This window comes from Micromonospora chalcea (genome assembly GCF_028768405.1).
GTDB classification, from domain to species: Bacteria; Actinomycetota; Actinomycetes; order Mycobacteriales; family Micromonosporaceae; genus Micromonospora; species Micromonospora chalcea.
In genome coordinates this window covers 1,624,014-1,651,002 of record NZ_CP118233.1, presented here as the reverse complement: position 1 = coordinate 1,651,002, position 26,989 = coordinate 1,624,014, and the positions used below count along the sequence as shown (strand labels likewise).

At 73.6% G+C, this 26,989-nt stretch carries 26 protein-coding genes and 1 riboswitch; of the genes, 16 read left to right on the top strand and 10 right to left on the bottom strand.

Going from position 1 to position 26,989, the window contains the following annotated elements; all coding sequences use genetic code 11:
- Window positions 1-134: 134 nt before the first annotated feature.
- The 9 genes from PVK74_RS07670 (at window position 135) to PVK74_RS07630 (ending at window position 9,616) form a co-directional block, all read left to right on the top strand.
- Window positions 135-575, top strand: a complete 441-nt coding sequence (locus tag PVK74_RS07670; RefSeq protein WP_274478647.1) for a beta-ketoacyl synthase chain length factor — start codon at window positions 135-137, stop codon at window positions 573-575.
- Window positions 572-2,191 carry a class I adenylate-forming enzyme family protein gene (locus tag PVK74_RS07665; RefSeq protein ID WP_069088553.1) on the top strand — a complete coding sequence of 540 codons (1,620 nt, stop codon included), beginning with the start codon at window positions 572-574 and terminating at the stop codon, window positions 2,189-2,191. The genes PVK74_RS07670 and PVK74_RS07665 overlap by 4 nt, the downstream gene beginning before the upstream one ends.
- A complete protein-coding gene (locus PVK74_RS07660; RefSeq protein WP_043323632.1) occupies window positions 2,188-3,450 on the top strand; it encodes a beta-ketoacyl-[acyl-carrier-protein] synthase family protein in 1,263 nt (420 codons plus the stop codon). Before PVK74_RS07665 ends, PVK74_RS07660 begins: the two co-directional genes overlap by 4 nt.
- Window positions 3,451-3,512: 62 nt before the next feature.
- Window positions 3,513-4,610, top strand: a complete 1,098-nt coding sequence (hppD, locus tag PVK74_RS07655; RefSeq protein ID WP_274478645.1) for a 4-hydroxyphenylpyruvate dioxygenase — start codon at window positions 3,513-3,515, stop codon at window positions 4,608-4,610.
- Complete coding sequence (locus PVK74_RS07650) at window positions 4,607-5,530, top strand: phytanoyl-CoA dioxygenase family protein (protein WP_166455917.1); 924 nt, start codon at window positions 4,607-4,609, stop codon at window positions 5,528-5,530. The genes hppD and PVK74_RS07650 overlap by 4 nt, the downstream gene beginning before the upstream one ends.
- A gap of 2 nt (window positions 5,531-5,532) precedes the next feature.
- The gene (locus PVK74_RS07645) at window positions 5,533-6,330 is read left to right on the top strand and encodes a DUF3050 domain-containing protein (RefSeq protein WP_043323637.1); all 798 of its coding nucleotides are present in this window, start codon (window positions 5,533-5,535) and stop codon (window positions 6,328-6,330) included.
- The gene (locus PVK74_RS07640) at window positions 6,327-7,298 is read left to right on the top strand and encodes a thiamine pyrophosphate-dependent dehydrogenase E1 component subunit alpha (RefSeq protein ID WP_104115197.1); all 972 of its coding nucleotides are present in this window, start codon (window positions 6,327-6,329) and stop codon (window positions 7,296-7,298) included. The genes PVK74_RS07645 and PVK74_RS07640 overlap by 4 nt, the downstream gene beginning before the upstream one ends.
- Window positions 7,298-8,263: an alpha-ketoacid dehydrogenase subunit beta gene (locus tag PVK74_RS07635; protein WP_064445768.1), complete on the top strand. Its 966-nt coding sequence runs from the start codon at window positions 7,298-7,300 to the stop codon at window positions 8,261-8,263. Before PVK74_RS07640 ends, PVK74_RS07635 begins: the two co-directional genes overlap by 1 nt.
- A gap of 3 nt (window positions 8,264-8,266) precedes the next feature.
- Complete coding sequence (locus PVK74_RS07630; RefSeq protein WP_274478643.1) at window positions 8,267-9,616, top strand: ATP-grasp domain-containing protein; 1,350 nt, start codon at window positions 8,267-8,269, stop codon at window positions 9,614-9,616.
- A 136-nt stretch (window positions 9,617-9,752) separates the two neighbouring features.
- Here PVK74_RS07630 and PVK74_RS07625 read toward each other — a convergent pair whose 3' ends face one another.
- The 5 genes from PVK74_RS07625 to PVK74_RS07605 are packed head-to-tail and all read right to left on the bottom strand — an operon-like array spanning window position 9,753 to window position 14,324.
- Window positions 9,753-10,433, bottom strand: coding sequence for an SGNH/GDSL hydrolase family protein (locus tag PVK74_RS07625; RefSeq protein ID WP_043323645.1), 681 nt, complete (start codon window positions 10,431-10,433; stop codon window positions 9,753-9,755).
- A gap of 41 nt (window positions 10,434-10,474) precedes the next feature.
- The gene (locus PVK74_RS07620; RefSeq protein WP_113972835.1) at window positions 10,475-11,107 is read right to left on the bottom strand and encodes an HAD family hydrolase; all 633 of its coding nucleotides are present in this window, start codon (window positions 11,105-11,107) and stop codon (window positions 10,475-10,477) included.
- Window positions 11,104-11,496 carry an MmcQ/YjbR family DNA-binding protein gene (locus PVK74_RS07615; protein WP_064445772.1) on the bottom strand — a complete coding sequence of 131 codons (393 nt, stop codon included), beginning with the start codon at window positions 11,494-11,496 and terminating at the stop codon, window positions 11,104-11,106. Before PVK74_RS07615 ends, PVK74_RS07620 begins: the two co-directional genes overlap by 4 nt.
- Window positions 11,497-11,532: 36 nt before the next feature.
- Window positions 11,533-12,753 (bottom strand): MFS transporter, encoded by a 1,221-nt coding sequence (locus PVK74_RS07610; RefSeq protein ID WP_069088558.1) that lies wholly within the window; start codon window positions 12,751-12,753, stop codon window positions 11,533-11,535.
- Window positions 12,750-14,324, bottom strand: coding sequence for a class I adenylate-forming enzyme family protein (locus PVK74_RS07605; RefSeq protein WP_210886192.1), 1,575 nt, complete (start codon window positions 14,322-14,324; stop codon window positions 12,750-12,752). Before PVK74_RS07605 ends, PVK74_RS07610 begins: the two co-directional genes overlap by 4 nt.
- A 285-nt stretch (window positions 14,325-14,609) precedes the next feature.
- Here PVK74_RS07605 and PVK74_RS07600 point away from each other — a divergent pair, with 285 nt between their 5' ends.
- The 6 genes from PVK74_RS07600 (at window position 14,610) to PVK74_RS07575 (ending at window position 20,967) form a co-directional block, all read left to right on the top strand.
- Complete coding sequence (locus tag PVK74_RS07600) at window positions 14,610-15,920, top strand: SGNH/GDSL hydrolase family protein (RefSeq protein WP_043323654.1); 1,311 nt, start codon at window positions 14,610-14,612, stop codon at window positions 15,918-15,920.
- Window positions 15,921-15,986: 66 nt separating this feature from the next.
- Complete coding sequence (locus tag PVK74_RS07595) at window positions 15,987-17,210, top strand: cytochrome P450 (RefSeq protein ID WP_210886195.1); 1,224 nt, start codon at window positions 15,987-15,989, stop codon at window positions 17,208-17,210.
- Window positions 17,207-18,217, top strand: coding sequence for an alpha/beta hydrolase (locus tag PVK74_RS07590; RefSeq protein ID WP_247677534.1), 1,011 nt, complete (start codon window positions 17,207-17,209; stop codon window positions 18,215-18,217). Before PVK74_RS07595 ends, PVK74_RS07590 begins: the two co-directional genes overlap by 4 nt.
- Entirely contained in the window at window positions 18,210-19,343 is a 1,134-nt protein-coding gene (locus tag PVK74_RS07585; RefSeq protein ID WP_210886198.1) for an alpha-hydroxy acid oxidase, read from the top strand. The genes PVK74_RS07590 and PVK74_RS07585 overlap by 8 nt, the downstream gene beginning before the upstream one ends.
- Before the next feature lies 1 nt (window position 19,344).
- Entirely contained in the window at window positions 19,345-20,688 is a 1,344-nt protein-coding gene (locus tag PVK74_RS07580; protein ID WP_210886201.1) for an aminotransferase-like domain-containing protein, read from the top strand.
- 27 nt (window positions 20,689-20,715) lie between these two features.
- Window positions 20,716-20,967: a hypothetical protein gene (locus PVK74_RS07575; protein WP_013286617.1), complete on the top strand. Its 252-nt coding sequence runs from the start codon at window positions 20,716-20,718 to the stop codon at window positions 20,965-20,967.
- A 65-nt stretch (window positions 20,968-21,032) separates the two neighbouring features.
- Here PVK74_RS07575 and PVK74_RS07570 read toward each other — a convergent pair whose 3' ends face one another.
- The 5 genes from PVK74_RS07570 to PVK74_RS07550 form a co-directional block, all read right to left on the bottom strand.
- Entirely contained in the window at window positions 21,033-22,469 is a 1,437-nt protein-coding gene (locus PVK74_RS07570) for a glycine hydroxymethyltransferase (RefSeq protein WP_030499908.1), read from the bottom strand.
- A gap of 18 nt (window positions 22,470-22,487) precedes the next feature.
- Window positions 22,488-22,577: riboswitch (ZMP/ZTP riboswitch) on the bottom strand.
- A 123-nt stretch (window positions 22,578-22,700) separates the two neighbouring features.
- Window positions 22,701-23,201 (bottom strand): hemerythrin domain-containing protein, encoded by a 501-nt coding sequence (locus tag PVK74_RS07565; protein WP_030499909.1) that lies wholly within the window; start codon window positions 23,199-23,201, stop codon window positions 22,701-22,703.
- A gap of 107 nt (window positions 23,202-23,308) precedes the next feature.
- Window positions 23,309-24,793, bottom strand: a complete 1,485-nt coding sequence (locus PVK74_RS07560) for a S8 family peptidase (protein ID WP_274478631.1) — start codon at window positions 24,791-24,793, stop codon at window positions 23,309-23,311.
- Between the two features lie 145 nt (window positions 24,794-24,938).
- Window positions 24,939-25,802: an NAD(P)H-hydrate dehydratase gene (locus PVK74_RS07555; RefSeq protein WP_043323664.1), complete on the bottom strand. Its 864-nt coding sequence runs from the start codon at window positions 25,800-25,802 to the stop codon at window positions 24,939-24,941.
- Complete coding sequence (locus PVK74_RS07550; protein WP_043323666.1) at window positions 25,786-26,517, bottom strand: histidine phosphatase family protein; 732 nt, start codon at window positions 26,515-26,517, stop codon at window positions 25,786-25,788. Before PVK74_RS07550 ends, PVK74_RS07555 begins: the two co-directional genes overlap by 17 nt.
- A gap of 135 nt (window positions 26,518-26,652) precedes the next feature.
- On the opposite strand from PVK74_RS07550, the gene PVK74_RS07545 reads away from it, so the two are divergent.
- The gene (locus tag PVK74_RS07545; RefSeq protein ID WP_043323668.1) at window positions 26,653-26,982 is read left to right on the top strand and encodes a hypothetical protein; all 330 of its coding nucleotides are present in this window, start codon (window positions 26,653-26,655) and stop codon (window positions 26,980-26,982) included.
- The last annotated feature ends 7 nt before the right edge of the window (window positions 26,983-26,989 follow it).

The window sequence follows — 26,989 nt, the reverse complement described above, 5'->3', positions numbered from 1 at the left end:
CCAGCCCTCCGCGATCTTGCACTTCCGGCCCCGACGAAACGGGCACAACGCCCGCCGAGAGGGCGCCAACCGCAAGATCGCGCAGCGAAGCAGAGGGGCGGTGGCCCGAGGACGGGGATGAGGGGCCGGCGGGGGTGCCGGGGTTTGTGCACTCGGCGTTCGCGCCTCTCGTGGTGGCGGTGGCCGAGCGGTGCCTCGCGCGGCGCTACGGCACCGGGCCGCTGCCGCCGGACAACGGTACGGCGGTGGTGCTGGTCAGCGCCGGCGGGGACACGGCCAGCGCGGCGCACGTCCGGGCCGCGGTGGACGCCGGTGACCGGATCGGGCCGCTGTTCTTCTTCCAGTCGGTGCCGAACAGCGTGGCCGGGCACGTCGCGGCGCGCTGGGGACTGGACGGGCCGGTGGTGTGCCTGAGCCCGACCGGCGACCCGCGGGCCGAGGGGGAGGCCGAGGCGGGCCTGCTGCTGCACGACGGCGACGCCGCACAGGCGTTGCTGATCCTGATCGAACTGGCATCGGACGGTACGCCGGGCGAGGCGACCGCGGTGCTGCTGGGGGAGGGAACACGTCAATGAGGACGAAGGGACTGCGCGGCGCGCTCGCAGCCGACGCGGAACTGGGCGCGGGCAACGTGCTCGCCCGGGTGCTGGCCCACGGCGCCGACCCGGACGGGCCGGGGCTCACGTTCGACACCGAGGTCGACGGCCACCCGGCCGAGACCCCGCTGACCCTGGGCCGGCTCGACCGGATGGTCGCCGCCCGGGCCGCCTGGCTGCACGAACGCGGGGTGAAACCCCGCGACCCGGTCGCCGTCTGGGCCGGTACGGCCGCCGACATGGTGCTGTCGTTCCTGGCGCTGACCCGCCTCGGCGCCATCCCGGCGCTGATGAACGGCAGGCTGCGCCCCGAGATCGCCGCCGAGTACATCCGCCGGCTGCGCGCCGCCGGGGTGCTCGCCGACGCCGCGCACGCGCAGGCGCTGGCCGGGCACGACCTGGGCGCGCCGATGCTCGGCGAGCCCGCGCAGGCCGGGACCGGCGACCCGGACGCCGCGCCCGCGCACTACCGGCACCACCCGGACGACCCGATCGTCATCACCCACACCTCCGGCACCACCGGAGTGCCGAAGGCGGTGCTGCACTCGCACGCCAGCCTGTTCGCCGCGACCCGGCACCTGCTGTCCATGCCGCAGGCGCAGGGCACCACGCGCATCCTCAACGCGCTGCCCGCCCCGCACACCGCCACCGTGCTCATGGTCAACCAGGCGCTCGGCAACCGGGCGGAGATGTTCCTGCTCTCCGAGCAGGGCGGCGAGCGGGTGCTCGACGCGATCCAGCGGTGGCGCCCCGACGGCGTGTTCGGCTTCTCCGTCACCTGGGCCGAGCTGGCCCGCTTCGACCTGTCCGGCTACGACCTGGACTCGGTGCGGCTGTGGTTCAACACCGGCGACTGCTCGCACGAGCCGCACGTACGGCGGCTGGTCGCGGTGGGCTCCCGCGACGTGGTGACCCGTCAGGGCGTGACCCGGGTACCCGGGTCGGTGTTCATCGACGGCCTGGGCTCCAGCGAGATGGGCCACTCGATGTTCCACATCACGCACACCTCCGACACCGACAGGTACGGCCGCTGCGTCGGCCGCCCGTACCGGTTCACCAAGGTCGCCGTGCTCGACACCGACGGCAACGAGCTGCCGCCCGGGCAGGTCGGCTGGCTCGGCATCGACTCGCCGTCGCTGTTCCGCGGCTACTGGAACGACTCGGTCACCACGTACCGGTTCCGGCTGCGCGGCTGGTACCTCACCGGCGACCTGGTGTACGCCGACGAGGACGGCCGCTACTACCACCTGGACCGGGCGGTCGACTCGGTCGAGGCGGGCGACGGCAAACGGTTCTTCACCGCGCTGTCCGAGGAGCGCATCCTGGCCGCCAGCCCCGACGTGACCGACTGCACCGTGGTGATCGTCAAGGCGGACGACGGCACGGTCACCACCGACGTGCTGCTGGAACTGGCCGCCGGCGCCGACCCGGACGCGGACCGCACCGAGCGGATCCGTACCGCGCTGGGCCCGGACGTGGGCGCCACGCTTCGCCGGATCGTCCCGGTGCGCGCCGACGACATCCCGGTCACCGTCACCGGCAAGGTACGCAAGGTGGCGCTGCGCGAGCGCTATCTGACCGAGGCGCCGTCGTGACCGCCGTCGTCACCGGCATGGGCCTGTTCACCCCGGCGGGGCGCGGCGTGGCGGACACGTTCGACGCGCTGCTCACCGGCCGCTCCGGGCTGCGCCGGCCGCCCGAGGGACACCCGGCGGCGGGCAGCCTGGAGGTGGCCGGCGTGCTGCCGGACATCGACCCGCGCAGCGTCGCCTCCGGCCCGGAGACGAAGGTGCTCGACCGGGTGGTGCTGCTGGCCCTGATCACCGCCGCCGAGGCGCTCGCCGACGCGGGCATCGAGGTGGGCCGCGACGTCGACCCGGAGCGCATCGCGGTGATCGTCGGCGGTGTCGGCGGGATGTCCACGCTGGAGGGGCAGGTGCTGGCGCGGGCCGCCCGGGGCCGGGCGGCGGTCAGCCCGTACCTGCTCACCGGCATCCTGCCGAACATGCCGTCGGCGCGGATCGCCATCGCGCACGGCATCCGCGGTTACAGCTCGTCGGTCGGCACGGCCTGCGCCTCCGGCGCCCAGGCGGTCGCCGACGGGGTACGCCTCATCCGCTCCGGCGAGGCCGACGTGGTGGTGTGCGGGGCGAGCGAGGCGCCGCTGTTTCCCACGTTCGCCGACACGTTCGGCAACGCCCGGGCGCTGGCCCGGGGCTGGGACGAACCCACCGAGGCGAGCCGCCCGTTCGACAAGCGGCGCAACGGGTTCGTGCTGGCCGAGGGCGCGGCGCTGCTGGTGCTGGAGCGCGCCGGACACGCCGACGGTCGGGGCGTGCGCGGCTACGCCGAGGTCGCCGGTTTCGGGGCGAACACCGACGCGTACCACCCGACCGCGCCGCGCCCGGACGGCGCGGGAGCGGCCGCGTGCATGCGCCGGGCGCTGGCCGCCGGCGGGATCGGGCCGGGCGACGTCGGGTACGTCAACGCGCACGGCACCGGCACCAAGCTCGGTGACGTCGCCGAGACGATCGCCCTGGCCGAGGTGTTCGGCCTCGGCGGCGTCCCGGTCAGCTCCACCAAGGCGCTCACCGGGCACCTGCTCGGCGCATCAGGGGTGCTGGAGGCCGCCGCCACCGCGCTGGCGCTCGACAGTGGCCTGCTGCCGCCCACCTACCACCTGGACGACCCGGACCCGGAGTGCGAGGCGGACCACGTCCGCGCCGTGCCCCGGCCCACCCGGGCCGACCACGCGCTGACGAACTCGTTCGGGTTCGGCGGCCAGAACGTCAGTCTGCTCCTGCGCCGGCTCTCCGGGCCGGCCCGCCGGGCCGCCACCCCGGCCGCCGGCTGACCGGACTCCAGTCCCGGGCGTCCGTCCGGGTCGCGATCACGGGGGGAACAGGGGAAGCCCATATGACCATCAACGGGATAGATCATCTCGAACTGTACGTGGGAGACGCCCGGCAGGCGGCCTTCTACTTCGACAACGCCGTCGGTTTCCGGCTGCGCGGGCAGGGCGGTCCGGAGACCGGGCTGGACGGGCAGCGGTCGCTGCTGCTGGCCCAGGCCGGCATCCGGCTGCTGCTGACCACCGGGCTGTCCGCCGAGCACCCGGCGGCCACGTACGTGCACCGGCACGGCGACGGCATCGCCGTGGTGGCGCTCGCCGTCGACGACGCCGCCGGGGCGTACGCGGAACTGGTGGAACGCGGCGCGAGCGCGGTGAGCCCGCCGCGCACCTTCACCGGCGCGGACGCCGAGGTGGTGGTCGCCGAGGTCGGCGGTTTCGGCGACGTGGTGCACCGCCTGGTCGAGCGGCGCGGCGACCCGGAGGTGTTCCTGCCCGGGGCGATCGAGCCGGTGGCCGCGCCGGACGGCGACTCGCTGCTGGCCGAGGTGGACCACCTGGCCGTCTGCGTGCCGCCGGGGCAGCTCGACGAGACAGTCGCGCACTACGAGAAGGTGTTCGGCTTCGCCGACATCTTCACCGAGCACATCGAGGTCGCCGGTCAGGCGATGAACTCCAAGGTGGTGCAGAGCCCGTCGGGGAAGGTCACGCTGGTGCTGCTGGAGCCGGACACGAGCGCCCGGCCCGGCCAGATCGAGGACTTCCTGCGCTGGCACGCCGGCGCCGGGGTGCAGCACCTGGGGCTGCGCACCGACGACATCGTCACCGCCGTCGGCGCGCTCGCCGGGCGCGGGGTGCGGTTCGCCAGCACGCCCGGCGCCTACTACGACGGCCTGGAGCAGCGGGTCGGCCGCCTCGACGCGCCGGTGGACCGGCTGCGCGAGCTGAGCATCCTGGTCGACTCCGACCACGACGGGCAGCTGCTGCAGATCTTCACCGAGTCGATGCACGTGCGCCGCACCCTGTTCCTCGAACTCATCGAGCGGCGCGGGGCGCGCACCTTCGGCAGCGGCAACATCAAGGCGCTCTACGAGGCCAAGGAACGCGAGCTGGCCGCGGCGGGGGCGACCCCTGCTGCCGCGGCCGGAGGGGTAGGGGCATGACCACCATCGATCCCGGGCTGACCGCCGAGGAGGAGGCGCTGCTTCCCTCCGACGAGGACGTCCGGCACTACGCCGAGCACGGCTGGTACCTGTCGAAGAAGCTGCTCACCGACGACGAGGTGGACGAGCTGGTCGCCGCCACCGACAGCTACTACGCCGGGGAACGCGACCGGCGGCTGCCGGTCCGGCCGCCGAAGCTGGCCTACTGGGAGCCGGCCAAGGGCGACGTGCAGCGGCACAACGACTACGTCCACCACGAACACGACGGCATCGCGCGCATCCTGCGCAAACCGCTGATCGGGGCGGTCGCCGCCCGGCTGGCGCAGGCCACCGAGATCCGCATCTTCCAGTCCACGCTGATCTGGAAGCCGCCGATCGCCGGTGAGCCGTCGAACATCGTGCCCTGGCACTTCGACAAGCACTACTGGGCGTCCTCGTCGTCGGAGAACATGCTCACCGCGTTCATCCCGTTCCACGACTGCGGCGAGGAGATGGGCACCATCACCATGGTCGACGGCTCCCACCGCTGGCGGGAGATCGGCGCCGACGACACGGTGGTGCGGCACTTCGCCGACCGGGACCGCGACCAGCTCGAGGCGATGCTGGCCGAGAACGCGGCGTACAACGGGGCGACGATCCGCAAGATCCCCATGGTGATCCCCAAGGGACACATGAGTTTCCACCACTGCCGCACCTACCACGGCAGCGGTGCGAACGTCAGCGGACGGCCCCGCCGGGCCATCTCGCTGCACCTGCAGGACGGCGACAACGCCTGGCGGGAGTATCCGCTCTCCGACGGCACGCTCGCCGCGTACAACCACGACGTGCTGGTCCGCCGCACCCACGAGGGCCGGCCGGACTACGCGGACCCCGATTACTGCCCGGTCATCTGGCGCGACCGCGCCCAGCAGGGAGGCTGACAATGTCACGGTACGACTGGGGTAAGACGCACCCGGGCATCGAGCGACTCGAGCGGGCGGTGACCGAGCGCCGCGACGTGGTGGTCAAGCACCCGCTCTACGCCAACCTCGACACCCACGACGCGCTCGTCACGTTCATGGAGCACCACGTCTTCGCGGTCTGGGACTTCATGTCCCTGCTGAAGTCGCTGCAGCGGCAGCTCACCTGCGTCACGGTGCCGTGGATCCCGACCGGCCCGACCGGCAGCCGCCGCCTGATCAACGACATCGTCATGGTCGAGGAGAGCGACGAGCTCGGCGACGGCTACATCAGCCACTTCGAGCTGTACGTGCAGGGCATGACCGAGGCCGGCGCCGACACCACGGCCGTGAACAAGCTCGTCGACCTGCTGCGCGACGGCACGCCGGTCACCGAGGCGCTCGGCGCGGCGGGCGTACCCGCGGCGTCGGCCGCGTTCGCCGGCACCACCTGGCGGATCATCGAGACCACCCCGGTGCACTGCCAGGCCGCGGCGTTCGCGTTCGGCCGCGAGGACCTCATCCCGGAGATGTTCACCCAGGTCGTCGCCGTCAACGAACGCAGCAACCGGCTCAACAAGTTCGTCGACTACCTGGAGCGGCACATCGAGGTCGACGGCGAGCAGCACACCCCGATGGCCATGCAGATGCTGGCCGACCTGTGCGGCGACGACGACACCAAGTGGCAGGAGTGCGCCGACACGGTCAACGCCGCGCTGACCGCCCGCGCCCGACTCTGGGACGACATCCTCGCCGCCGTCAAGGAGGGCCGTCCGGCGTGACCGGCTCCGACCCGCTCCGGCTCTACCGGACGGTCCGGCTGATCCGCCGCTTCGAGGAGCGCGCGATCGAGCTGGTCCGCGCCGGACAGATCGTCGGTGGCATCCACCCGTACCTCGGTCAGGAGGGGATCGCCGCCGGCGTCTGCGCGGCGCTGGACCGCGAGGACCTGGTCACCGGCACCCACCGCGGGCACGGGCACGTGCTCGCCAAGGGCGCCGACCCGGCCCGGATGCTGGCCGAGCTGTGCGGCCGGGTCACCGGGCTCAACCGGGGCCGGGGCGGGTCGATGCACGCCGCCGACTTCGGCGTCGGCGTCCTCGGCGCCAACGCCATCGTCGGAGCCGCCGGCGCGATCCTCACCGGAGCGGTGTGGGAACGCCGGCGGCGCGGCGCCGACATCGTCGGCGTCACCTTCTTCGGCGACGGCGCGGTCAACGAGGGCATGCTGCTGGAGGCGTTCAACCTGGCCGCGCTCTGGCGGGTGCCGGTGCTGTTCGTCTGCGAGAACAACGGCTACGCCACCACCATGCCGGTCGAGGGCGCGGTCGCCGGCACCATCGCCGGGCGGGCCGCCGCCTTCGGCATGCCGGCGGTCGCCGTCGACGGGCAGGACCCCGAAGCGGTACGCGAGGTCACCGCCGCCGCCGTCGCGCGGATGCGCGCCGGCGGCGGCCCCGAGCTGGTCGAGGCCCGCACCTACCGCTTCGACGCCCACCACACGTTCGAACATCAGGTACGCCTCGACTACCGGCCGCCGGAAGAGGTGGCCGAGGGCCGGTCCCGCGATCCCGTCGACATCGCCGGAGCGCGACTCGACCCGGCGGTACGGGCCGAGGTGGACGCCGCCGTCGAGGCGGAACTGGACGCCGCCGTCGAATACGCGCTCGCCGGTCCGCACCCCGACCCGGCGACCGCCCTGGACCACCTGTACGCCAGCGGGCTCACCGCCCGGACCGGAGGTGGCTGATGCCCCGGCTCTCCTACCGCAGGGCGCTCACCCGGGCGCTCGCCGACGAGATGGCCCGCGACGAGTCGGTCGTGGTGCTCGGCGAGGACATCCGGGTGGCCGCCGCGAACGTCACCACCGGCCTGCTGAAGAAGTTCGGCCCGGAACGGGTCCGCGACACCCCGCTGTCCGAGCAGGCGTTCACCAGCTTCGCCACCGGCGCGGCGCTGGCCGGGGCCCGCCCGGTGGTGGAGTTCCAGATCCCGTCGCTGCTGTTCCTGGTCTTCGAACAGATCGTCAACCACGCGCACAAGTTCCCGCTGATGACCGGCGGCCAGTGCGCGGTGCCGGTCACCTACGTGGTGCCCGGCTCCGGCTCCCGCACCGGCTGGGCCGGGCAGCACTCCGACCACCCGTACGCGTTGTTCGCCCACGTCGGGGTGACCACAGTCGTACCGGCCACCCCGGCCGACGCGTACGGGCTGCTGGTCTCCGCGATCCGCTGCGACGACCCGGTGGTGGTCTTCGCCCCGGCCGGCGCGCTGGACCTGCGCGCCGACGTCACCGACCTGACGCCGGTGCCGCTGGGCCGCGGGATCGTCCGCCGCCCCGGCGCCGACGTGACGGTGGTGGCCGTCGGGCACCTGGTGCACGACGCGCTCGCCGTCGCCGAGGAACTCGCCGGGCAGGCGTCGGTGGAGGTCTTCGACCCCCGCACGCTCTACCCCTTCGACTGGGACGGCCTGGTCGAGTCGGTGAGCCGCACCGGGCGGCTGGTGGTAGTCGACGACGGCAACCGCTCCTGCGGCATCGCCGGGGAGATCATCGCCACCGTGGTCGAGCGGGTCCGGCTGGCCGCGCCACCCCGGCGGGTCACCCGCCCCGACGGTGCCGTGCTGCCCTTCGCCCCGGCCCTGGACCGGGCCGTGCAACCCGGCCGCGACCAGCTCACCGCCGCCATCCAACTGACCCTCAAGGACGGATGAACGATGGACCCGAACTACACGTGGCCGCCACTCGGCCAGGCGTGGACCGACCTGCCCGAGTCCACCCGTACCGCGATGGTGACCACCGGCGCCGCGGCCTGGGAGAAGATCTTCCACGGCCGGGCCACGTACAACAAGCAGTGGCGGCTGGCCCGTCCGCCCGTCTTCACCGCCGACGCGTTCGGCGAGCTGAACGAGGTCTGCGACCGCATCGCCCAGCTCATCCTGGAAGCCTGCCGGCGTCGCGCGCGTACCGCCGGTGAGCTGCAACGGCTCCTCGACGTGCCGGAGGGGGAAACCCGGCTGCTCGACCCGGAGGAGGAACTGCACGAGGGGCTGCTCGCCGCGTACCGGCCGGACGTGCTGTTCTCCGGCGGCGTGCCGTGCATCGTCGAGTACAACATCGACAGCAGCCTCGGCGGCGGCTTCGACGCCGACACCGTCATCCAGCGGTACGCCGAGCTGTACCGTACCCATGACCTGCTCGACGGCGCGCGGCCCGCGCCGTCCCTGCTGGACCAGCGGTTCGCCGCCATCCGGGACACGCTCGGCCTGGCCGACGGCGCGCGGGTGGCGCTGCTGATGGACTTCGACGCCGACTACCCGGGACTGGACGACCCGGAGACGTTCATCCGGATCCTGTCCCCGCTGATCGACCAGGCCCGCCCGTTCGGCATCGACCTGGTCATCGCCCCGGTCGCCACCGCCGGTCTGGACGCGCAGAGCCGCCTGGTCGTCGGCGGCGCCCCGGTGGACGCCCTGTTCCGGCTGTTCGTGCCGAACCGGGTCACCCCCAGCCCCGGCCTGGACGCGGTCGCCGGCGCGCTCGCCGCCGGCACGATGCCGATGTTCGTCAGCAGCGCCGCCTGGCTGCTCAGCAACAAGCTCAACTACGCCTGGCTCTGGGAGGATCTGGACCTGCTGCCGGAGGACGACCGGACGCTGATCCGCCGGTACGTGCCGCACACCGTCGCGCTCACCGCCGACCAGCTCGACCGGGCGCTGGCCGAACAGGCCGACCTGGTGGCCAAGCCGGCCGGCGGATCGGCCGGGCACGGGGTGCTGATCGGCCGCGAGATGACGGCTGTCGCGTGGGCGGACGGGGTGCGCGCGGCGATCGCCGAGGGCGGCAACATCCTGCAGCGCTACCACGAGGCGGACCGGGTGGCGATGGACTTCGTGCAGATCGAGACCGGTGAGACGGTCACCGCCGATGTCCCGTACAGCCTCGCCCCGTACCTGTTCGGCCGCACCGGTTCCGGCGCGCTGGCCCGGGTCGGCTACCCGGGCTGCGACGAGGTCCTCAACCTGGCCCGAGGCGTCCTCCTGACCGGCATCCTCCTAACCGACTGACCCCCTCCCCGCCTGCCCGCTTCGTTGATCAAGGAGTTCGTGTCCTCATCGGGGCGCGTCACCGACCCCAAACTCCTTGGTCAACAACGTGGATCCGGGCCGAGGGCGCCGGGCGCGGGCAAGGGGGAGGGCGCGGTCAGGGGTGGGGGAGGTGGGTGGCCAGGACTCTCAGGGTTTCGGCTGTGGCTATCGCGTCGCTGCGGGCGCTGCCGTGCCGCCCGTCGCTGCTGTACAGCGACGGGTCGGCCACCAGCGGATGGTCGGTCAGGTGCACGTGCAGCGTGCCCAGCCGCTCGGCCACGCCCCGGGTGTGCCGCGACAGCCGGCGCATCCGCTCGCCCAGGCCCGCGCGCAGCGTCTCCGGCACCGCCGGGCTGTGCGAGACGTCGAACATGCCCACCGTGATCACGTCCGCGCCGGCTTCCCGCAGCGCGGTGATCATGGCGGTCAGTTCGGCGTCGACCGAGTCCGGGTCGTAGGCGGACCGGAACGCGTCGTTGCCGCCGCACACCACCAGTGCGAGATCCGGCTCGAAGGCCAGCGCGTCGGCGAGCTGAGTGGCCCGCACCTCGTGCGCGCGCAGTCCGCGCCGCCCCAGATTCAGGTACGCCAGCTCCGGCCGGACGGCGCGCAGCTCGGCGGCGATCCGGTCGGCCCACTGGAGGTCCGGGTAGCCGTCGACCGGCTCGCACAGTCCTTCCGCGACGCTGTCGCCGAGCACCACGAACCGGCGCCACGGGTGCCCGCGCAGCAGCTCGGTGGCCTCGCCCGGACGCAGGCACCACGGATCAGTCGCCTCGGTCAACGTCGATGCCATGATCGGCAGGCTAGCCGAGCGCCCGGCGCGGCAAAAGAGGCTCAGCTCAGCAGGGTCAGCAGTTCGCCGGGCCGGGCCAGGTTGAGGTCGGCGGGTTCGGCCGGATCGTACTGATGGCCCCACGCGGCGGCCACCGCCACCGCGCCGCTGCTGCGGGCGGCCCGCAGGTCCAGCGGCGAGTCGCCCACGTACGCGGCCCGGCCGGCCGGCACGCCGAGCCGCCGGCAGGCCACCTCGACGCCCTCGGGCGCCGGTTTGGGGCGGGTGACCTGGTCGCCACCGAGCACGACCCGGAAGTGACCGAGCAGGCCGACCCGGTCGAGCATGATCTCCGCCGCCCGGTGGCTCGCGCCGGTGAACACGCCCACCGGCACCCGGGCGGCGAGGTCGGCGAGCATCTCCGCGACTCCGGGGTAGACGCTCACCCGCCCGGCCGTCGCGGCCAGTTCGGTGTGGTAGCGGTCGAGGTCAGCGGCGGTGGCGGGGCGCCGGAGCAGGTGCGTCAGCAGGTCGGACGGTGAGCCGATCGAGTAGCCGGCGATGACCTCGGCGTCGGTGTACGACGGGCCGCCACCGGCCCGCACCGCCGCCCGGTACGCCGCCGGCACCACCTCGTGCGACTCGATGAGCGTGCCGTCCATGTCGAAGACGACGGCGTCCACCGGGCGGCTCACGCGGCCCCGGCCCGGTGCGCGGCGGCGAGGCGCTTCGGCGCGCGGGCGTGCCACGCCTCGGTGATCAGCTCGGTCAGGTCGTCCACGGCGATCCGGTCGAGCCGGACCAGCACCGCCGGGTAGCCGTCGAGGTGCGGCGTGGTGAAGTAGACCGCCGGGTCGTCGGCGAGCAGCGCCTCCTTGGCGCCCAGGTCGGGCACCCGGGCGCCGAGGATCGGGCCGTCCGGCGCGGCGTCGCCGAGCGCCTCGAGGTCGCTGCGGCGCAGCGGCCGGTCCCAGACGAACATCTTGTCGCGCACCCGCCAGGCGGGCAGGTCGTCGTACGAGCCGCGCTCGGTGGTCTCCGGCAGGGCCAGCGCGATGCGCCGCACGTCGTCCCAGGTCGCCATGGCCCCGACCCTACCGCCGCCCACCGACACCCCGGCTCAGACCGGTGTGGGGGTCGCCGGTTCCGGGGCCGGGCGGTGGGACCCGCGGGTCAGCAGCAGCGGTCCCACGGTCAGCACCAGGCAGACCACCGACATCACCAGCAGCGCCGGGGTGAGGTCGAGCAGCGCCACCGACCAGCCGCCGAGCAGCGCGCCGACGGGCAGGCCGAGGAACGCCACCGACCCGGAGATGCCCAGCACCCGGGTCTGCAGCTCGCCCGGCACCCGCTGGTAGAGCGACGCGCCGAGCAGCGGGTTCACCGCCGCGATGCCGATGCCGGACAGGAACGTCACCACCAGCACCACGACCAGGTCGTCGCTGAGCGCCAGCGCGAGCAGCCGGGGCGCGCCGCTGAGCGTCAGCCCCAGCGCGAACGTCGTCCCGGCGGGCAGCCGGGTGCCGAACATCGTGAACAGCACGTTGCCCAGCAGCGCGCCGCCCGAGAACACACCGAGCAGCAGGCCGAAGCCGGCCGGGTCGCCGAGCACCTGGTTGACCCAGAGCGGGATCCAGACCGCGACGCTGGCGTTGGCGAACATGTTCGACACCGAGACCACGATCAGCATGATCATCAGCGTCCGGTCGGTGCGCAGGTACGCGAAGCCGCCGCGCAGTGCCCGCAGGTAGGGCTCCCGGGGCGCGGGTTGCGTCGGCGCGGGCGGCCGGACCAGCACGCCGATGAGCAGCGCGCAGACCGCGAACGTGGCCGCGTCGATCCAGATGGCCCGGGTCAGCCCGACCCAGTCGATGAGCAGTCCGCCGAGCACCGCGCCGAACAGCGTCATGCCCCGGGCCAGGCCGTCGTAGGCGCTGGTGAGCCGGATCAGCGGCACCCCGGCCCGCTCGGCGGCCGGTTTGAACAGCACGTGCTTGACCCGGTCGCCGATGCCGCGCAGCCCGCCGGCGACCGCCACCAGGACCAGCAGCGTGCCGAACCCGAGCCAGGGGGCCAGCGCCACCACCGCCATCGCGACAGCGCTCGCCGCGTCCACGAACACGGAGGTACGGCGTACCCCGAAGCGGTCCGCCCACGGCGTGGCCAGCGCGCTGGAGAGCATGTACGGCAGCGTCTCCGCCGCCGCGACGAGTCCCATCTTGGTGGGGCTGCCGGTGGTCTCCAGCACCAGCCAGGGGATGGCCACCACGGAGATCCGGGTGCCGAGGTTGGACAGCAGGTCGGCGCCGACCAGGGTGTACAATTCCCGGCGCGGGTTCATGCCGAGCTGCCGATCACGGTGCCCAGCGTGTCGGCGTCGGCGGGATGCGCGGCGGCGTACCGGGCCCGAAGCGCCCGTTTGTCCACCTTCGCGGACCGGTTCAGCGGCAGCGCGTCCACGAACTCCACGGCGCCGGGCGCCCACGTCTCGCTCAGCTCCCGCACCACCAGCGCGATCAGCTCCTCGCCGGTCACCGACGCGCCGGGCGCCGGCACCACGTACGCGTACGGCAGCTCCCCGGCCACCGGGTCCGGCACGCCGATCACGGCGGCGGCCCGCACCTCGGGATGGCCGGCGAGCACGTCCTCGATCGGGCGGGAGTAGATCGGCCAGCTGCGCGCCCGGGTGAGGATCCGGTCCTGCAACCGGTCGACCAGGTAGAGGTAGCCGTCGGCGTCGAGGTGGCCGATGTCGCGGGTGCGGACCCAGCCGTCGACGAGCGTCTCCGCGGTCAGCTCCGGCCGGCCGTGGTAGCCGGCGAAGCTCAGCTTCGTCCGGACCCACACCTCGCCGTCGTCGCCGGGCGGCAGCACCCGGCCGTCGGCGTCGCGGATCTCCACCGTCACGTCGCCGTACGGGCGGCCGCAGGAGCGCAGACGCTCCGGGTGCTCCGGGTCCTCGGTGAGCCCGGGCAGCGCGCAGATGACCACCGCCTCGCTGAGGCCGTACACGATGCGCAGGCACGGGCCGAAGCGGGCGATGGCCTGGCGCAGCCGGGCGGGCGCGGCGGGCCCGGCGCCCACGTTGAACATGAACATGGCGGAGAAGTCGGCGCCCGGCAGGTCGGGGTGGTCGAGCACCTCGTAGAGCATCGGCGGGGTGACGAATGTGGAGGTGAGCCGCTCGGCGTCCACTGTCGCGATGAACGCGGCCGGGTCCCACTGCTCGCGCAGGAACAGCACGCCGCCGGTGAACAGGTTGAACAGCGTGGTGATCTGGCCACTGGCCAGCCACATCGGTGAGTGCGACAGGTGCCGCAGCAGCGGGAACCCGGCGCCCCGGAAGTCGGCGGCCAGGGCGAGGATCTGCCGGTAGAAGCTCTCCCGGTGGTGCACCAGCTTCGGCGTGCCGGTGGTGCCGCTGGTCTGCAGGAACGACTCCGGCGCGGGTGCGTCGGCGGGCAGCTCAGCCGCCGGCTCGCCGGCCGTCGCGGTCAGGTCCGGTCCGGCGCCGCCGGGGCCGAGGCAGAGCACCGGTACGCCGGACAGCCCGGCCGCGATCTGGACCGCCTGCGGGTCGCGCGGGTCGTACACGAACGCCTCCGGCGCGGACAGCGCGACGAACTCGTCGACCTCCCGCCGCGAGGTCACCGGGGCGACCCACATGCTCCGGCAGCCCAGCAGGTGCAGAGCCAGTTGCAGCAGCGGACCCTCGACCGTGTTGCCGAGCATCACCAGCACGGCCGCGCCGGGGCGTACCCCGTGCCGGCGCAGCGCGGCGGCCAGGCCGCGCACCCGCGCGGCGACCTGGGGGTAGGTGAGGCGGCGTCCGCCGCCGACGAGCGCCTCCCGGTCGCCGAAGCCGGCGAAGAGCTCCAGCGCCTCGTGCACATAGTTCGGCCGGTCGGTCATCGGGCAGCCCCCATCATGGTCCGCGAGCGGCGTCCGGCCAGGTCAGGGCCGGGACATGACGGCAGGTGCCAGGTCGGCGACCGCACCGCCGCCAGCTTCCGAGCCTAGGCAGCGGCGGTCCACCGCGGACAGAGCCGATCGTCGCTGCGTCCCGCGACGTGGGCATTTGATCATGTCGATCAGGTTGATTGACGCTCGTCACCGCCGGAAGCTAGTTTCCGGTCCATCGCCCGGGCCGGTGCCGCCGACCGCGTCACGCCCGGGGCTGCCGACCATGGAGGATCGATGCCGACCCCGAAGAGATGGCACGTCATAGCTTCCGCCGTAACGCTGCTGATCGCCGCCACCCCGGCGGTCACCGCGAGCGCCGGCCCGACCGACACCGACCGCGCCGGGCACGGGCGCGCCGAGTGGGCCGGGACCTGGGCCGCGGCGGTGACCCGCGGGAACACCGTGGGCCTGACCGAGACCGGCCTGAACAACCAGAGCATCCGGATGACCGTGCAGACCTCGGTGGGCGGGCCGCGCCTGCGGGTGCGGCTGACCAACCTCTACGGCCAGCAGGCCATCCAGGTCGGCCGCGCCACCATCGCCCGGCCGAACACCGCCACCCCCGACGACCTGTCCGACATCGTCCCGGCCAGCGTCCGTCAGCTGACCTTCTCCGGCGCCGGTTCGGCGACCATCAACAAGGGTGCCGAGCTGCTCAGCGACCCGGTGGCCTTCCCGGTGGCCGAGCAGGAGGACCTGGTGGTCACCCTGTACTTCCCGGTGCTCACCGGGCCGGTCACGTTCCACGGCCAGTCCCGGGTCACCAACTTCATCGGCGCCACCGACCTCACCTCGGCGGCCGACGGCGCCGGCTTCACCATCCGGCCCAACTGCTGCTGGATGTTCCTGTCCGGCATCGACGTGGAGCGCAAGGTGACGCCCGGCTCCGTGGTGGTGCTCGGCGACTCCATCAGCGACGGCAACGGCAGCACCGTCAACGCCGACCGCCGCTGGCCGGACCTGCTCGCCAAGCGGCTGATCGACGCCCGCCCGGAGCCGCGTACGCCGGGCGTGCTCAACCTCAGCCTGGCCGGCAACCGGCTCAACCACGAGGGCACCGAGCCCGGCGCGGGCGACTTCCCCGGCTACTACGAGCTGGGCCCGAACGCGCTGGCCCGGCTCAACGAGGACGTGTTCCCGCAGACCGGGGTGCGTACCGTCATCACCCACCTGGGCATCAACGACATCTGGATGAACGGTGACAGCCCGGAGGCGATCATCGCCTCGCTGCGCCAGCTCAACCGGCAGGTCCAGGCGCGCGGCCTGACCAGCATCGCCGGCACGCTCATGCCGTACGAGGGCAACGGCGGGCCGGGCGTATGGACGCCGGAGAAGGACGCCACCCGGCAGGCCGTCAACACCTGGCTGCGCGGGCCCGGCCGGGCCGAGTTCGACGGCGTCGTCGACTTCGACGCGGTGATGCGCGACCCGGCGCAGCCCAGCCGGCTGCTGCCGGCGTACGACTCGGGTGACCACATCCACCCGAACGACACCGGAGCCGCGGCGATGGCGAACGCGGTGCCGTTGAAGCTGCTCGGACTGTGACACCGGGCGGGGGCGGCGGTCGACACGACGCCGCCCCCGCCGCCGTTTTCCTGGGGAGGAAAGACAGTGGACGTCAGCGAGATCCTGACCGGGCTCTACAGCGAACAGGGCCGGCAGAACCCCTATCCCTTCTACGCGGCCCTGCACGAGCACGGGCCGATAAACGCCGTTCCGGCCCGCGCCGAGCACAGCACCGTCAGCGCGGTGGCCGGCGGGTACGACATGGTGGACCAGATCCTGCGCGATCCCGGCTGGTACAAGGGCTTCCCGCCCGGCTGGGAGGAGCAGGAGATCCTGCGGACGTTCCTGACGTCGATGATGTTCGTCAACCCGCCCGACCACGCCCGGATGCGCGCGGTGTTCGCGAAGACGTTCACCCCGCGCCGGCTGGTCGCGCTGGAGCCGGTGATCGAGCGGGTCGTCGCCGAACGCCTGGACCACCTGGCCGAGGTGGGCGCCGACGGGCACGAGGTGGACTTCGTGGCCGACTTCGCGTACCCGGTCCCGGCGCTGGTGATGGCCGAGTTCATCGGCCTGCCCCCGGCCGACCTGGCCTGGTACCGGCAGCGGGTCGACTGGATCGACGAGTACATGGACGTGTCCGGCAAGACGCCGGAGCGGCTGGCCCGGGCCAACCAGGCCGCCGAGGAGCTGCGCGTCTACTACCGCGACCTGATCGCCCACCGGCGCCGTACGCCCGGTCACGACCTGATCAGCGGGCTGGTCGAGGTGCTCGACGCGGGCGGCGTCGACCTCACCGAGGACGAGTTGATCAGTAACCTGATCGTGCTGTTCAACGCCAGCTTCGTCACCACCGTCTACATGTTCAGCAACGGCCTGCCGCTGCTGCTGGAGCACCCGGACGTGACCGCCGCGCTACCCGGTGACGACGCGCTGGCCCGGGGCTGCGTGGAGGAGGTGCTGCGGATGGAGAGCCCGGTGCACTTCCTGGCCCGCTCCGCGCCCGCCGGCGTCGACCTCGGCGGCGTGCCGGTCGACCGGGACGACAACGTGCTGCTGCTGATCGCCGCCGCCAACCGCGACCCGGCCCGCTTCCCCGACCCGGACCGCTTCGACCCGCGCCGTCCCGGCCCGCCGTCACTGGCCTTCGGCGTCGGGCTGCACTTCTGCCTCGGCTCGGCGGTGTCCCGGCTGGAGGGCCGGCTGGCGCTGCCGCGCCTGTTCGCGCGCTTCCCGCGGCTGGCCGTCACCCAGCCGTACACGTACAGCGGGAGTCTGTTCCTGCGCGGCATCGACAAGCTCTTCGTCACCACAGGGGAGGCCGGATGACACTCGATCCGCAGGTGGTCGCGTGGCGGACCGCGCGGGCCGCCGCCGGGACCGTGCCGCTCTACACCCAGACCCTGGCCGAGGCCCGCGCCGCCGACCTCGCCGCGATCCGTGCCGGCTCCGGCGCGGTCGAGCCGGTCGCCGAGGTACGCGACACGACGGTGCCCGGCCCGGCCGGGCCGCTGCCGGTGCGGATCCACCGGCCGGACGGCGACGGCCCGCTGCCGACGCTCGTCTACTTCTTCGGTGGCGGCTGGACCCTCGGCAGCGTCGACACCGCCGACGGAATCTGCCGGCGGCTGGTCAACCTGACCGGCGCGCAGACCGTGACGGTCGGCTACCGGCTCGCCCCGGAGCACCCGTTCCCGGCGGCGGTGGAGGACTGCCACGCCGCGGTGCGGCACCTCGCCGCGCACGCCGCTGAGTTCCGCGTCGACCCGGACCGGCTGGCGGTCGGCGGGGACAGCGCGGGCGGGAACCTGGCCGCCGCGGTGACGCTGCTGGCCCGCGCCGACGGCGGTCCCCGGCTCGCCGCCCAGCTGCTGGTCTATCCGAACACCGACCAGCGGCCCGGGCACCGCCCCGGCGACGACGAGGACCCGATGCTGTTCAACAGGCACTCGGTGGGCTGGTACCGGAGCCACTACCTGGCCGACCCGGGCGACGCGGCGCACCCGCTGGCGTCTCCGCTGCTCGCCGAGGACCTGGGCGGCCTGCCCCCGGCGCTCGTGATCACCGCCGGGTACGACCCGCTGTGCGCCGAGGGCCTGCGGTACGCCGAGCGGCTGGGCGAGGCCGGCGTGCCCACCGAGACGGCCCACTACCCGGGGATGGTGCACGGGTTCTTCGCCATGCCCGGCGTGTTCGACGCGGGCCGGCAGGCCCAGGAGCGGGCCGCCGCCTTCCTGCGCCGCACGTTCGGGCTCGACCGCACGCCCGGCGCGGGCGAGTCCGCTGCGGGCGTGGACCCGGCCGGGAACACGGTGGGCGCGGGCGGCCATGGCTGACCCGGCACGCGACACGCAGCCGCCCGCCGACGCGGCGGACGGCTTCGTGCCGCCGGTCAGCCTGGCCGACTTCGCCGCGCTGGCCCGGGCGGTGCTGCCGCCCGACGTGTGGGACTTCGTCGACGGCGGCAGCGGCGCCGAGACCGCCCTGGCCGCGAACCGGGCCGCGCTCGATCGGGTGGCGGTGCTGCCCCGGATGCTGGCCGGCGTGGACGACCCGTCCACCGAGGCGGCGCTGCCCGGCGGCCGGGCCGCGTTGCCGGTGGCTGTCGCGCCGATGGCGTACCAGCGGTTGCTGCACCCCGACGGCGAGCCCGCGCTCGCGGCGGCGGCCCGCGCGGCGGGCGTGCCCTACGTGGCCAGCACGCTGGCCAGCACGCCGATCGAGGAGATCGCGGCGACCGGCGCGACGGTGTGGTTCCAGCTGTACTGGCTGCGCGACCGGGCGCTGGTGGCCGACCTGCTCGACCGGGCGTCGGCGGCCGGCTGCGCGGCGGTGATGGTGACTGTGGACGTGCCGGTGCTCGGGCGGCGCCTGCGCGACGCCCGCAACGGGTTCGCGCTGCCGCCGCACGTCACCGCCGCGAACCTGCCCGGCGGCCGGGACGACCTGGCGCACCAGGGCACCCCCGGCGTGTCGGCGGTGGCGGTGCACACCGGCGCGGTCTTCGCCCCGGCGCTGAGCTGGGCGGACCTGGAGTGGCTGCGGGAGCGTACCCGGGTGCCGTTGCTGGTCAAGGGCATCCTGGACGCGCGCGACGCGGTCCGCGCGGCGGACGCCGGCGTGGACGCCGTGGTGGTCTCCAACCACGGCGGACGGCAGCTCGACGCCGCCCCGGCCAGCGCGAGCGTGCTGCCCGAGGTGGTCGAGGCGGTCGACGAGCGGTGCGCGGTGCTGCTGGACAGCGGCGTCCGCGGCGGCGTCGACGTGCTGCGCGCGCTGGCGCTCGGCGCGGACGGCGTGCTGCTGGGCCGGCCGCTGCTCTGGGCCCTGGCCGCCGGTGGCCGGGCCGGCGCCGAGGCGGCGCTCGCGCTGCTCGCGGCGGAACTGCGCGACGCGCTCATCCTCAGCGGCTGCCCGGACCCGGCCTCGGCCCGGCGGCTGCGCACCCGGATCGGAGGCTGACGTGGAACCGGTCGACCTGGCCGTCACGGCGCTGCACGGCAGTGTCGGCGACCCGGCGCTGAACTCGATGAACTTCCTCAACGAGGTGGCGCAGCACTACCCGGACGCGGTGTCGCTGGCGGCCGGGCGGCCGTACGAGGAGTTCTTCGACTCGGCGGTGCTGCACACGTACCTGGACCGCTTCCGCCGCCACCTCGCCGAGGACGTCGGGCTGGACCGGGCCGGCGTGGACCGGACGCTGCTGCAGTACGGCCGGACCAAGGGCGTCGTGCACCACCTGATCGCCCGGCACCTCGCCGTGGACGAGGGGCTCACCGTCGACCCGGAGTCAATAGTGGTGACCGTCGGCTGCCAGGAGGCGATGTTCCTGGTGCTGCGCGCGCTGCGGACCGGCCCGGCGGACGTGCTGTTCGCTGTCGCGCCCACGTACGTCGGGCTCACCGGCGCGGCCCGCCTGGTCGACCTGCCCGTGCGCCCGGTGGCCGGCGGACCGGACGGCGTCGACCTGGCCGACCTGCGCGCCGGGGTGCGCCGCGCCCGCGCGGAAGGGCTGACGCCCCGGGCCTGCTACGTGATGCCCGACTTCGCCAACCCGTCCGGCGTCAGCATGGGCACCGGGCAGCGGCGGCGGCTGCTGGAGCTGGCCGCCGAGGAGGACCTGCTGCTGATCGAGGACAACCCGTACGGCCTGTTCCCGGCCGACGGCACCGCGCGGCGGCCCACGCTCAAGGCGCTGGACACCGCGCGCCGGGTGGTCTACCTCGGCTCGTTCGCCAAGACCGTGCTGCCCGGCGCCCGGGTCGGCTACGTGGTCGCCGACCAGCGGGTGGGAGAGGCCGACGGCACCGTGGTCCCGTTCGCCGACCACCTCGCGAAGATCAAGAGCATGGTCACCGTGAACACGTCACCGATCAGCCAGGCGGTGATCGGCGGCGCGCTGCTGGCGCACGACTGCTCGCTGGTGGCCGCGAACGTGCGGGAACGGGCCGCGTACGCCCGCAACCTGCGCCACCTGGTCGACGGCCTGGCCCGGCGCTTCCCGGCCGGCGGCCCGGTCACCTGGACCGTCCCGGCGGGCGGCTTCTTCGTGGTGGTGAGCGTCCCGTTCCCGGTCGACGACGCGCTGCTGCACCGCTCGGCTCGCGAGTACGGCGTGCTCTGGACGCCGATGGCCCACTTCTACGATGCGGGCACGCCGGTGAATGCGTTGCGGCTGTCGGTGAGCGCTGTCACACCGGAGTCGATCGATCTCGGGCTGGACCGGCTCGCCGCGCTGGTCACGGACACCATGGCCGGCAGCGTGACGCCGGAGTGTCAGGGTTCCGGCACACTACGTGTTTCCTGACGCCGTTCGTCTGTTGATAATGGACCAATGGTTGCCTGGGAGTACGCGTTGCTCGTTCGTCGGTATCAGGGTCAGGGACGCAATTTCCACGTCTCGTTCGTGTGGTACGGCCCGGACGGGTCACGCACCGACGTGACCGCGTACGGCGACACCGCCATCGCGCACCTGAACCGGGTCGGCCGGGAGGGCTGGGAACTGGTCTCCGCCGCCGAGGACGTGAACAACGTGCAGGGCAGCACCGAGGTCCACCGCTACCACCTGAAGCGCCCGCTGCGCTGACCCCGTAACCGCCGGCACCCCGGGAGACTCCTTCTCCCGGGGTGCCGCTTCGTGTTGTCGGGCGCTCAGCCCAGGTCGACCGAAGGGTAGAGCGGGAACGGCGTGAGCAGGTCGGCGGCCTGCTTGCCGACGGACTCGGCGACCGCCGGGTCCAGCACGTACTTCGCCTTCGACGGCGCGCCGTCCGGGCCGGTGCCGGGCGTGGTCTGGCTGAGCACGGTGTGGATCAGCTCGGCGGTGGCGTCCATCTCGGCGGCGCCGAGGCCCCGGGTGGTCAGCGCCGGGGTGCCGATGCGGATGCCGGAGGTGTACCAGGCGCCGTTCGGGTCCTGCGGCACCGAGTTGCGGTTGGTCACGATGCCCGAGTCCAGCAGCGCCTGCTCGGCCTGCCGGCCGGTCAGGCCGTACCCGGACACGTCGATGAGCACCAGGTGGTTGTCGGTGCCGCCGGTGACCAGCGTCGCGCCCCGGCGCAGCAGCCCGTCGGCGAGCGCCTGCGCGTTGTCCACGATCCGCTGGGCGTAGTCGGCGAAGTCGGGGCGTCGCGCCTCGGCCAGCGCGACCGCCTTGGCGGCCATCACGTGCGGCAGCGGCCCGCCGAGCACCATCGGGCAGCCCCGGTCGACCTGGTCGGCCAGTTCCGGGCCGCAGAGCACCATGCCGCCGCGCGGGCCGCGCAGCGACTTGTGCGTGGTGGTGGTGACGATGTGCGCGTGCGGCACCGGGTCGAAGTCGCCGGTGAAGACCTTGCCGGCGACCAGCCCGGCGAAGTGGGCCATGTCGACCATGAAGGTGGCGCCGACCGAGTCGGCGATCTCCCGCATGATCCGGAAGTTCACCTTACGCGGGTACGCGGAGTAACCGGCGACCAGGATCAGCGGCTTGAACTCGCGGGCCGCCTCGGCCACCCGGTCGTAGTCGATCAGGCCGGTGGCCGGGTCGGTGCCGTAGCTGCGCTGGTCGAACATCTTGCCGGAGATGTTCGGCCGGAAGCCGTGGGTGAGGTGCCCGCCGGCATCCAGCGACATGCCCAGCATCCGCTGGTTGCCCAGCTCGCGGCGCAGCGCGAACCAGTCGGCCTCGGTGAGGTCGTTCACCTGCCGGGCCTGCGCCTTGCGCAGCGCGGGGGACTCGACCCGGTCGGCCAGGATCGCCCAGAACGCGACCAGGTTGGCGTCGATGCCCGAGTGCGGCTGCACGTACGCGTGGGACGCGCCGAACAGCTCGCGGGCGTGCTCGGCGGCGAGCGCCTCGACCGTGTCGACGTTCTGGCAGCCGGCGTAGAAGCGGCGCCCGACGGTGCCCTCGGCGTACTTGTCGCTGAACCAGTTGCCCATGGCCAGCAGCGTCGCCGGGGAGGCGTAGTTCTCGCTGGCGATGAGCTTGAGCGACTCGCGCTGGTCGGCCAGTTCCGCGGCGATGGCGTCGGCGACGCGCGGCTCGACGCCGCGGACGACCTCCAGCGCACTGCGGAAGGCGGTGGACTCGGCGTTGCGCGACATGCGACCTCCAGGTGACGTGCGGAAGGCCCAGGCGCTCGGCATGCGTCCTCATGACGAGGCCGCTCCCCGATGGTGCTCCATCTCCACGCGCCAGTCACGGCCCGTGCCGATCCTACCGGCCCGGCCCGGACCTGCGGGGTTGGGCCGCCCGTCCCGGCGACTGAACCCCGCGACGCGAGCGGGACCGCCCCTCTGCCTCGGGGCGGTCCCGCTCGCGTCGCGCGGCCGGTGTCAGGCGACCACGGCATCGAGGGACTTCTTCAGCGCCTTCGGGGCGGTCGGCGTCTTCGGGGCCTTCGGGCGCAGGTCGAGCATCCGCTGGCCGATCTCCTGGAGCTGGTTACGGCCGAGCGCCTCCCGGACCTTCGGGAACCACTCCTGCTCCTCCTCCTCGACGTGGTGCAGCACGTTCTCGATCAGCACCGTCGTCTTGGCGTTGAACCGCTCGTCGTCGGCGTCCATGGTGAACAGCTCGAAGCAGAGCACGTCCGCGACGTGGTGCTCCTCGTACGACTCCAGGATGTCGTCCTCGACGTCGGGCACCAGCTTGCGGACCTCCGGGTACATCACCTCGTTCTCCAGGTAGGTGTGCACCGTCAGCGCCTCGAGGATCTGCTCGACGATCTTCCCGCGCTTGCTCGCCGGTCCCTCCTCGGCCTCCTGGAAGGCCTTGAACAGGCGGCGGATCTCCTTGTGGTCCTCCTTGAGCAGGACGATCGCGTCGGTGGACACCGGTTACCTCCTATAGTCGGCTGACGCTGCCCCCCTACCCGGGGCCCGACCAGGACAAACAGACCGGGCCCGGCGCGTTCGCCGGGCCCGGTCCACGCGGGTACGGGTTACTTCACCGCGTTGTACGCGTCCACGACACCGGCGCCGTAGAACCCGTTGCGCTTCCCGCCGGAGCAGGTCGCGTCGTACGCGTTCGGGCCCGCCGGGATCAGCGGCACCGGGTTGTACACGCCCGCCGGGCAGGACTTCGCCACCGCCGTGCGCTCCAGGAACGAGGAGAGCTGGCCCGGCGTCATGCCCGGGTGCGCGGACAGCGCCAGCGCCGCGACGCCGGCGGCGTGCGGGCCGGACATCGAGGTGCCCTGCTTGTAGCCCCACCCGTTGGTACGGGTGGCGGTGTTGAAGGTGGTGGACAGGATGCCGTCGGTGGACGTCGAGCGCGCGCCCTGGGTCCGGAACCGGGTGTCGCCACCGGGTGCGGTCACGTCGATCACGCCCTGGCCGTACGAGGAGTAGTAGCTCTTGTCACCGGTCGGGCCGACGGCGGCGACGGTCACCACGCCCGGCGCCTCGGCCGGGAGGACCAGGCAGGCGTTGGTGAGGTTCGCGCGCTCCTCCGGCGTGCCGTTGTTCGGGCTGCCGGTGTCGGTGATCTTGTGGGCCAGGTCGAAGTTCGCGTTGCCGGCCGACGCCACGTGCAGCACGCCCTGCGACTGCGAGTAGCGCAGCGCCCGCTGCACGGCCTGCCACACCGGACGCTGGCGGGCGTCGTTGCGGCAGTTCAGCTGCCACGGGTCGATGTAGTAGCTGTTGTTGGTGAGCTGGAAGCCGTGCTCGGCGGCCCACATGAACCCGCAGACCGCGGCCTCCGGGAAGATGTAGCCGTCGTCGTTGACCACCTTGACGGCGGCGACCTTGACGCCCGGGGCGACGCCGGTGACGCCGACGCCGTTGACCGCGGCGGCGATGGTGCCCGCCACGTGGGTGCCGTGGTCGCTGGTGGTCGGGTTCCACGCCGGCTCGGCGGTGTCGGTGACGCCGCCGATGCAGGACGTGCTCTTGTCCTTGGCGATCTGGGTCGCCAGGTCCGGGTGGCTGCTGGAGATGCCGCTGTCCAGCACGCCCACCACGACCGACGGGCTGCCGCCGGTGACCGCGTGGGCCTGCGGGACGCGGATCATGTCCATGTCCCACTGCTGGCCGTACAGCGGCTCGGCGGTCGGGTCGCCCGCGGCGCGGACCACGACGGCGGCCGGGACCTCGACCGTCTCGCCCTCGTCGAGGGCGGTGCCCAGACCGGCGGTGGAGGCGACCGACTCGACGCCGGCACCGGCCACGCGGGTGGCGAAGTCCGGGGCGGAGGAGCGCGCGACGAGCACGCCGATCTTGTCGTACGCGGCCACGACAGTGCCGTCGGCGGCGGCCACCCGCGCGGCGGCCTTGGCGGTGCCGTTGCCCTGCGGGGCGAGGACGAGGTACGACGTCTCCGGTCCGGCGGCCGCCACCGGCGCCGGGACGCCGATCAGGGCGAGACCGGCGCCGAGCGTCACGGCGGACGCGGCGGCGAGTGTCTTGCGACGGAGATTGTTCACATAGACTCCCAGGGGGTTGGTGCGGCCGGGCCGCTCCCTGGACGGGGGTACGGCCCGGTGGAGACGCGCAGGCTGCACGCCTCGCCGCAACAGCGCCCACCGACGGCGGGGTGTTACACGCCTCACCCCGCCGAGCTGTGGATCGTCAGACCGTGGCGATCGTGTACGGGATCTCGTCGAGCAGTTCCCGGGCGAGGAAGCCGATCCGCCCGTACCGGGGGACCAGCCGCTGCCCGCTGACCGCGTGCGCGAACGCCGCCCAGCAGGCGGCCTGCGCCGGGTCGGCGCCCCGGGAGAGCAGGCCCGCGAGCAGCCCGGAGCGCACGTCGCCGCTGCCCGAGGTGCCCAGCCCGGCGTCACCGCTCTCCTCCCGCCAGGCCCGGCCGTCCGGCGTCGCGATGTGCCCGTAGAGCGAGACGACCGCGTCGTACCGGCCGGCCAGTTCCACCGCCTCGGCGTCCAGGTCGTCGCCCGGATCGCGGCCCAGCAGGTGCTTCGCCTCGGTCAGGTTGGGGGTGAGCACCGCCTTGCGGCCGGACCCGGCCAGCAGCTCCGGCGCGTGGCTGAGCGCGCCGAGCGCGTACGCGTCGAGCACCAGCGCGGTCTCCCGGCCGGCCGCGTCCAGGACCAGGCGCAGCAGCTCCCCGGTGGTCTCGATGTCGGTCAGGCCGGGTCCGACCGCCACCACGTCGGCCTCGGCGACCAGGCCGCGGAGCAGGTCGCCCGGGTCGCCGCGGACCGCGCCGTCACCGGTCTCCGGCAGGCCGACCACGAGCGCCTCCGGCACCTGGATGCTCAGCGACGCCGCCGTCGACTCGGCCGCGGCGAGCTGGAGCACGCCGGCCCCGGCGCGCAGCGCGGCCACCCCGGCGAGCAGCACCGCGCCGGGGGTGAACCGGGAGCCGCCGACCACCAGCACGGTGCCGCGCGCCTCCTTGCCGCCGGTGGGCACCGGCAGCGCCCAGTCCCGCAGCAGCGCGGGGGTGATCACGTCAGACCGGCTCGGCATTGACCTCGTCCTCCCTGGTGGGCGTCGCCCCCTGCCGGTGCAGGTGGGCGACGTCGTTGAACACGTCCGGCACGAGCCGGCCGGTGTCGTCGGCGTGCCAGCCGGTGACCGAGCAGTTGGCGATCACGTGCTCGCGGGTCAGCGCCATCAGCTCCGCCTCGGTGAGCCCCTCCACCAGGTAGCGCAGCAGGAAGACCAGCGCGTCGTGGCCGAACAGCAGTACCCGGCCCCCCTCGTGGTCGCGGCGCAGGTCGCCGAGCAGCGCCCGCAGCCGCAGCGCCACGTCGGTCCAGGACTCGCCGCCGGGCGGGCGGTAGTAGAACTTGCCGAGCCGGGTGCGCCGCCGCGCCTCCTCCGGGTAGCGCCGGTTCACGCCGTGGCCGGTGAGCCCGTCGAGGACGCCCAGCTCCCGGTCGCGCAGCCGCTCGTCGACGCTCGCCGGGATCCCGGTGCCGTGCAGCGCCAGCTCGGCCGTGCGCACCGCCCGCAGGTACGGCGACACCACCGCGACGTCCGGCCGTTGCGAGTCCGGCAGCCCGGCCAGCCACCGGCCGGTCGCCCGCGCCTGCTCCTCGCCGGTGGGCGACAGCGGGACGTCCGCGTCCCGGTGGCTGAGGTCGATCAGCTCGGCGCCGGACGTCTCGGCCGCCGTGGCCGCGACGTTCGCCGTGCTCTCGCCGTGCCGGACGATCCAGAGCGATGCCAACTCCGCCATGCGGCTCCCGGTACCCGGGCTCGACCGGGGATAACCGTGCCGGACCGGCCCGGCGCGGGACTGCGCGGCCGTGCATCGACCCGGCACAATGTCCCACGACGCGGGACGGACGGCCCGGGTACGAGGGAGGCGCGCATGGCGACTGTGGTGCGGGGGCTGCGGGAGGCGCTGGTGCTCTTCCTGATCGCGGTCCTGGTGATCGCGGCGGCGGTCGGCATCTGGGTGGCCGTCGGCGGCGGCGACTTCACGCACCGGCTCGGCGTCGCGTTCATGATCGTCGGCGCCGTGATCGGGATGACCGGTGACCTCACGTTGAGCCGCATCGGCATGCTGCCGGCCCGGTCGGCGTTCGGCCTCGCGCCGGAGCGGGAGGACGGCGGCGGCGGGCGGGTGCTCACCGGCGTCGGCATCTTCCTGTTCGTCTCGGTGCCGCTGATCGTCGTCGGGGCGCTGCTGATCACCTGAGCGGTTC

Coding starts and splice junctions, on each gene's coding strand:
- PVK74_RS07665 (WP_069088553.1), top strand. CDS start 572: ATGAGGACGAAGGGACTGCGCGGCGCGCTCGCAGCCGACGCGGAACTG.
- hppD (WP_274478645.1), top strand. CDS start 3,513: ATGACCATCAACGGGATAGATCATCTCGAACTGTACGTGGGAGACGCC.
- PVK74_RS07650 (WP_166455917.1), top strand. CDS start 4,607: ATGACCACCATCGATCCCGGGCTGACCGCCGAGGAGGAGGCGCTGCTT.
- PVK74_RS07645 (WP_043323637.1), top strand. CDS start 5,533: ATGTCACGGTACGACTGGGGTAAGACGCACCCGGGCATCGAGCGACTC.
- PVK74_RS07635 (WP_064445768.1), top strand. CDS start 7,298: ATGCCCCGGCTCTCCTACCGCAGGGCGCTCACCCGGGCGCTCGCCGAC.
- PVK74_RS07630 (WP_274478643.1), top strand. CDS start 8,267: ATGGACCCGAACTACACGTGGCCGCCACTCGGCCAGGCGTGGACCGAC.
- PVK74_RS07625 (WP_043323645.1), bottom strand. CDS start 10,433: ATGGCATCGACGTTGACCGAGGCGACTGATCCGTGGTGCCTGCGTCCG.
- PVK74_RS07615 (WP_064445772.1), bottom strand. CDS start 11,496: ATGGCGACCTGGGACGACGTGCGGCGCATCGCGCTGGCCCTGCCGGAG.
- PVK74_RS07610 (WP_069088558.1), bottom strand. CDS start 12,753: ATGAACCCGCGCCGGGAATTGTACACCCTGGTCGGCGCCGACCTGCTG.
- PVK74_RS07605 (WP_210886192.1), bottom strand. CDS start 14,324: ATGACCGACCGGCCGAACTATGTGCACGAGGCGCTGGAGCTCTTCGCC.
- PVK74_RS07600 (WP_043323654.1), top strand. CDS start 14,610: ATGCCGACCCCGAAGAGATGGCACGTCATAGCTTCCGCCGTAACGCTG.
- PVK74_RS07590 (WP_247677534.1), top strand. CDS start 17,207: ATGACACTCGATCCGCAGGTGGTCGCGTGGCGGACCGCGCGGGCCGCC.
- PVK74_RS07585 (WP_210886198.1), top strand. CDS start 18,210: ATGGCTGACCCGGCACGCGACACGCAGCCGCCCGCCGACGCGGCGGAC.
- PVK74_RS07575 (WP_013286617.1), top strand. CDS start 20,716: ATGGTTGCCTGGGAGTACGCGTTGCTCGTTCGTCGGTATCAGGGTCAG.
- PVK74_RS07570 (WP_030499908.1), bottom strand. CDS start 22,469: ATGTCGCGCAACGCCGAGTCCACCGCCTTCCGCAGTGCGCTGGAGGTC.
- PVK74_RS07555 (WP_043323664.1), bottom strand. CDS start 25,802: ATGCCGAGCCGGTCTGACGTGATCACCCCCGCGCTGCTGCGGGACTGG.
- PVK74_RS07550 (WP_043323666.1), bottom strand. CDS start 26,517: ATGGCGGAGTTGGCATCGCTCTGGATCGTCCGGCACGGCGAGAGCACG.
- PVK74_RS07545 (WP_043323668.1), top strand. CDS start 26,653: ATGGCGACTGTGGTGCGGGGGCTGCGGGAGGCGCTGGTGCTCTTCCTG.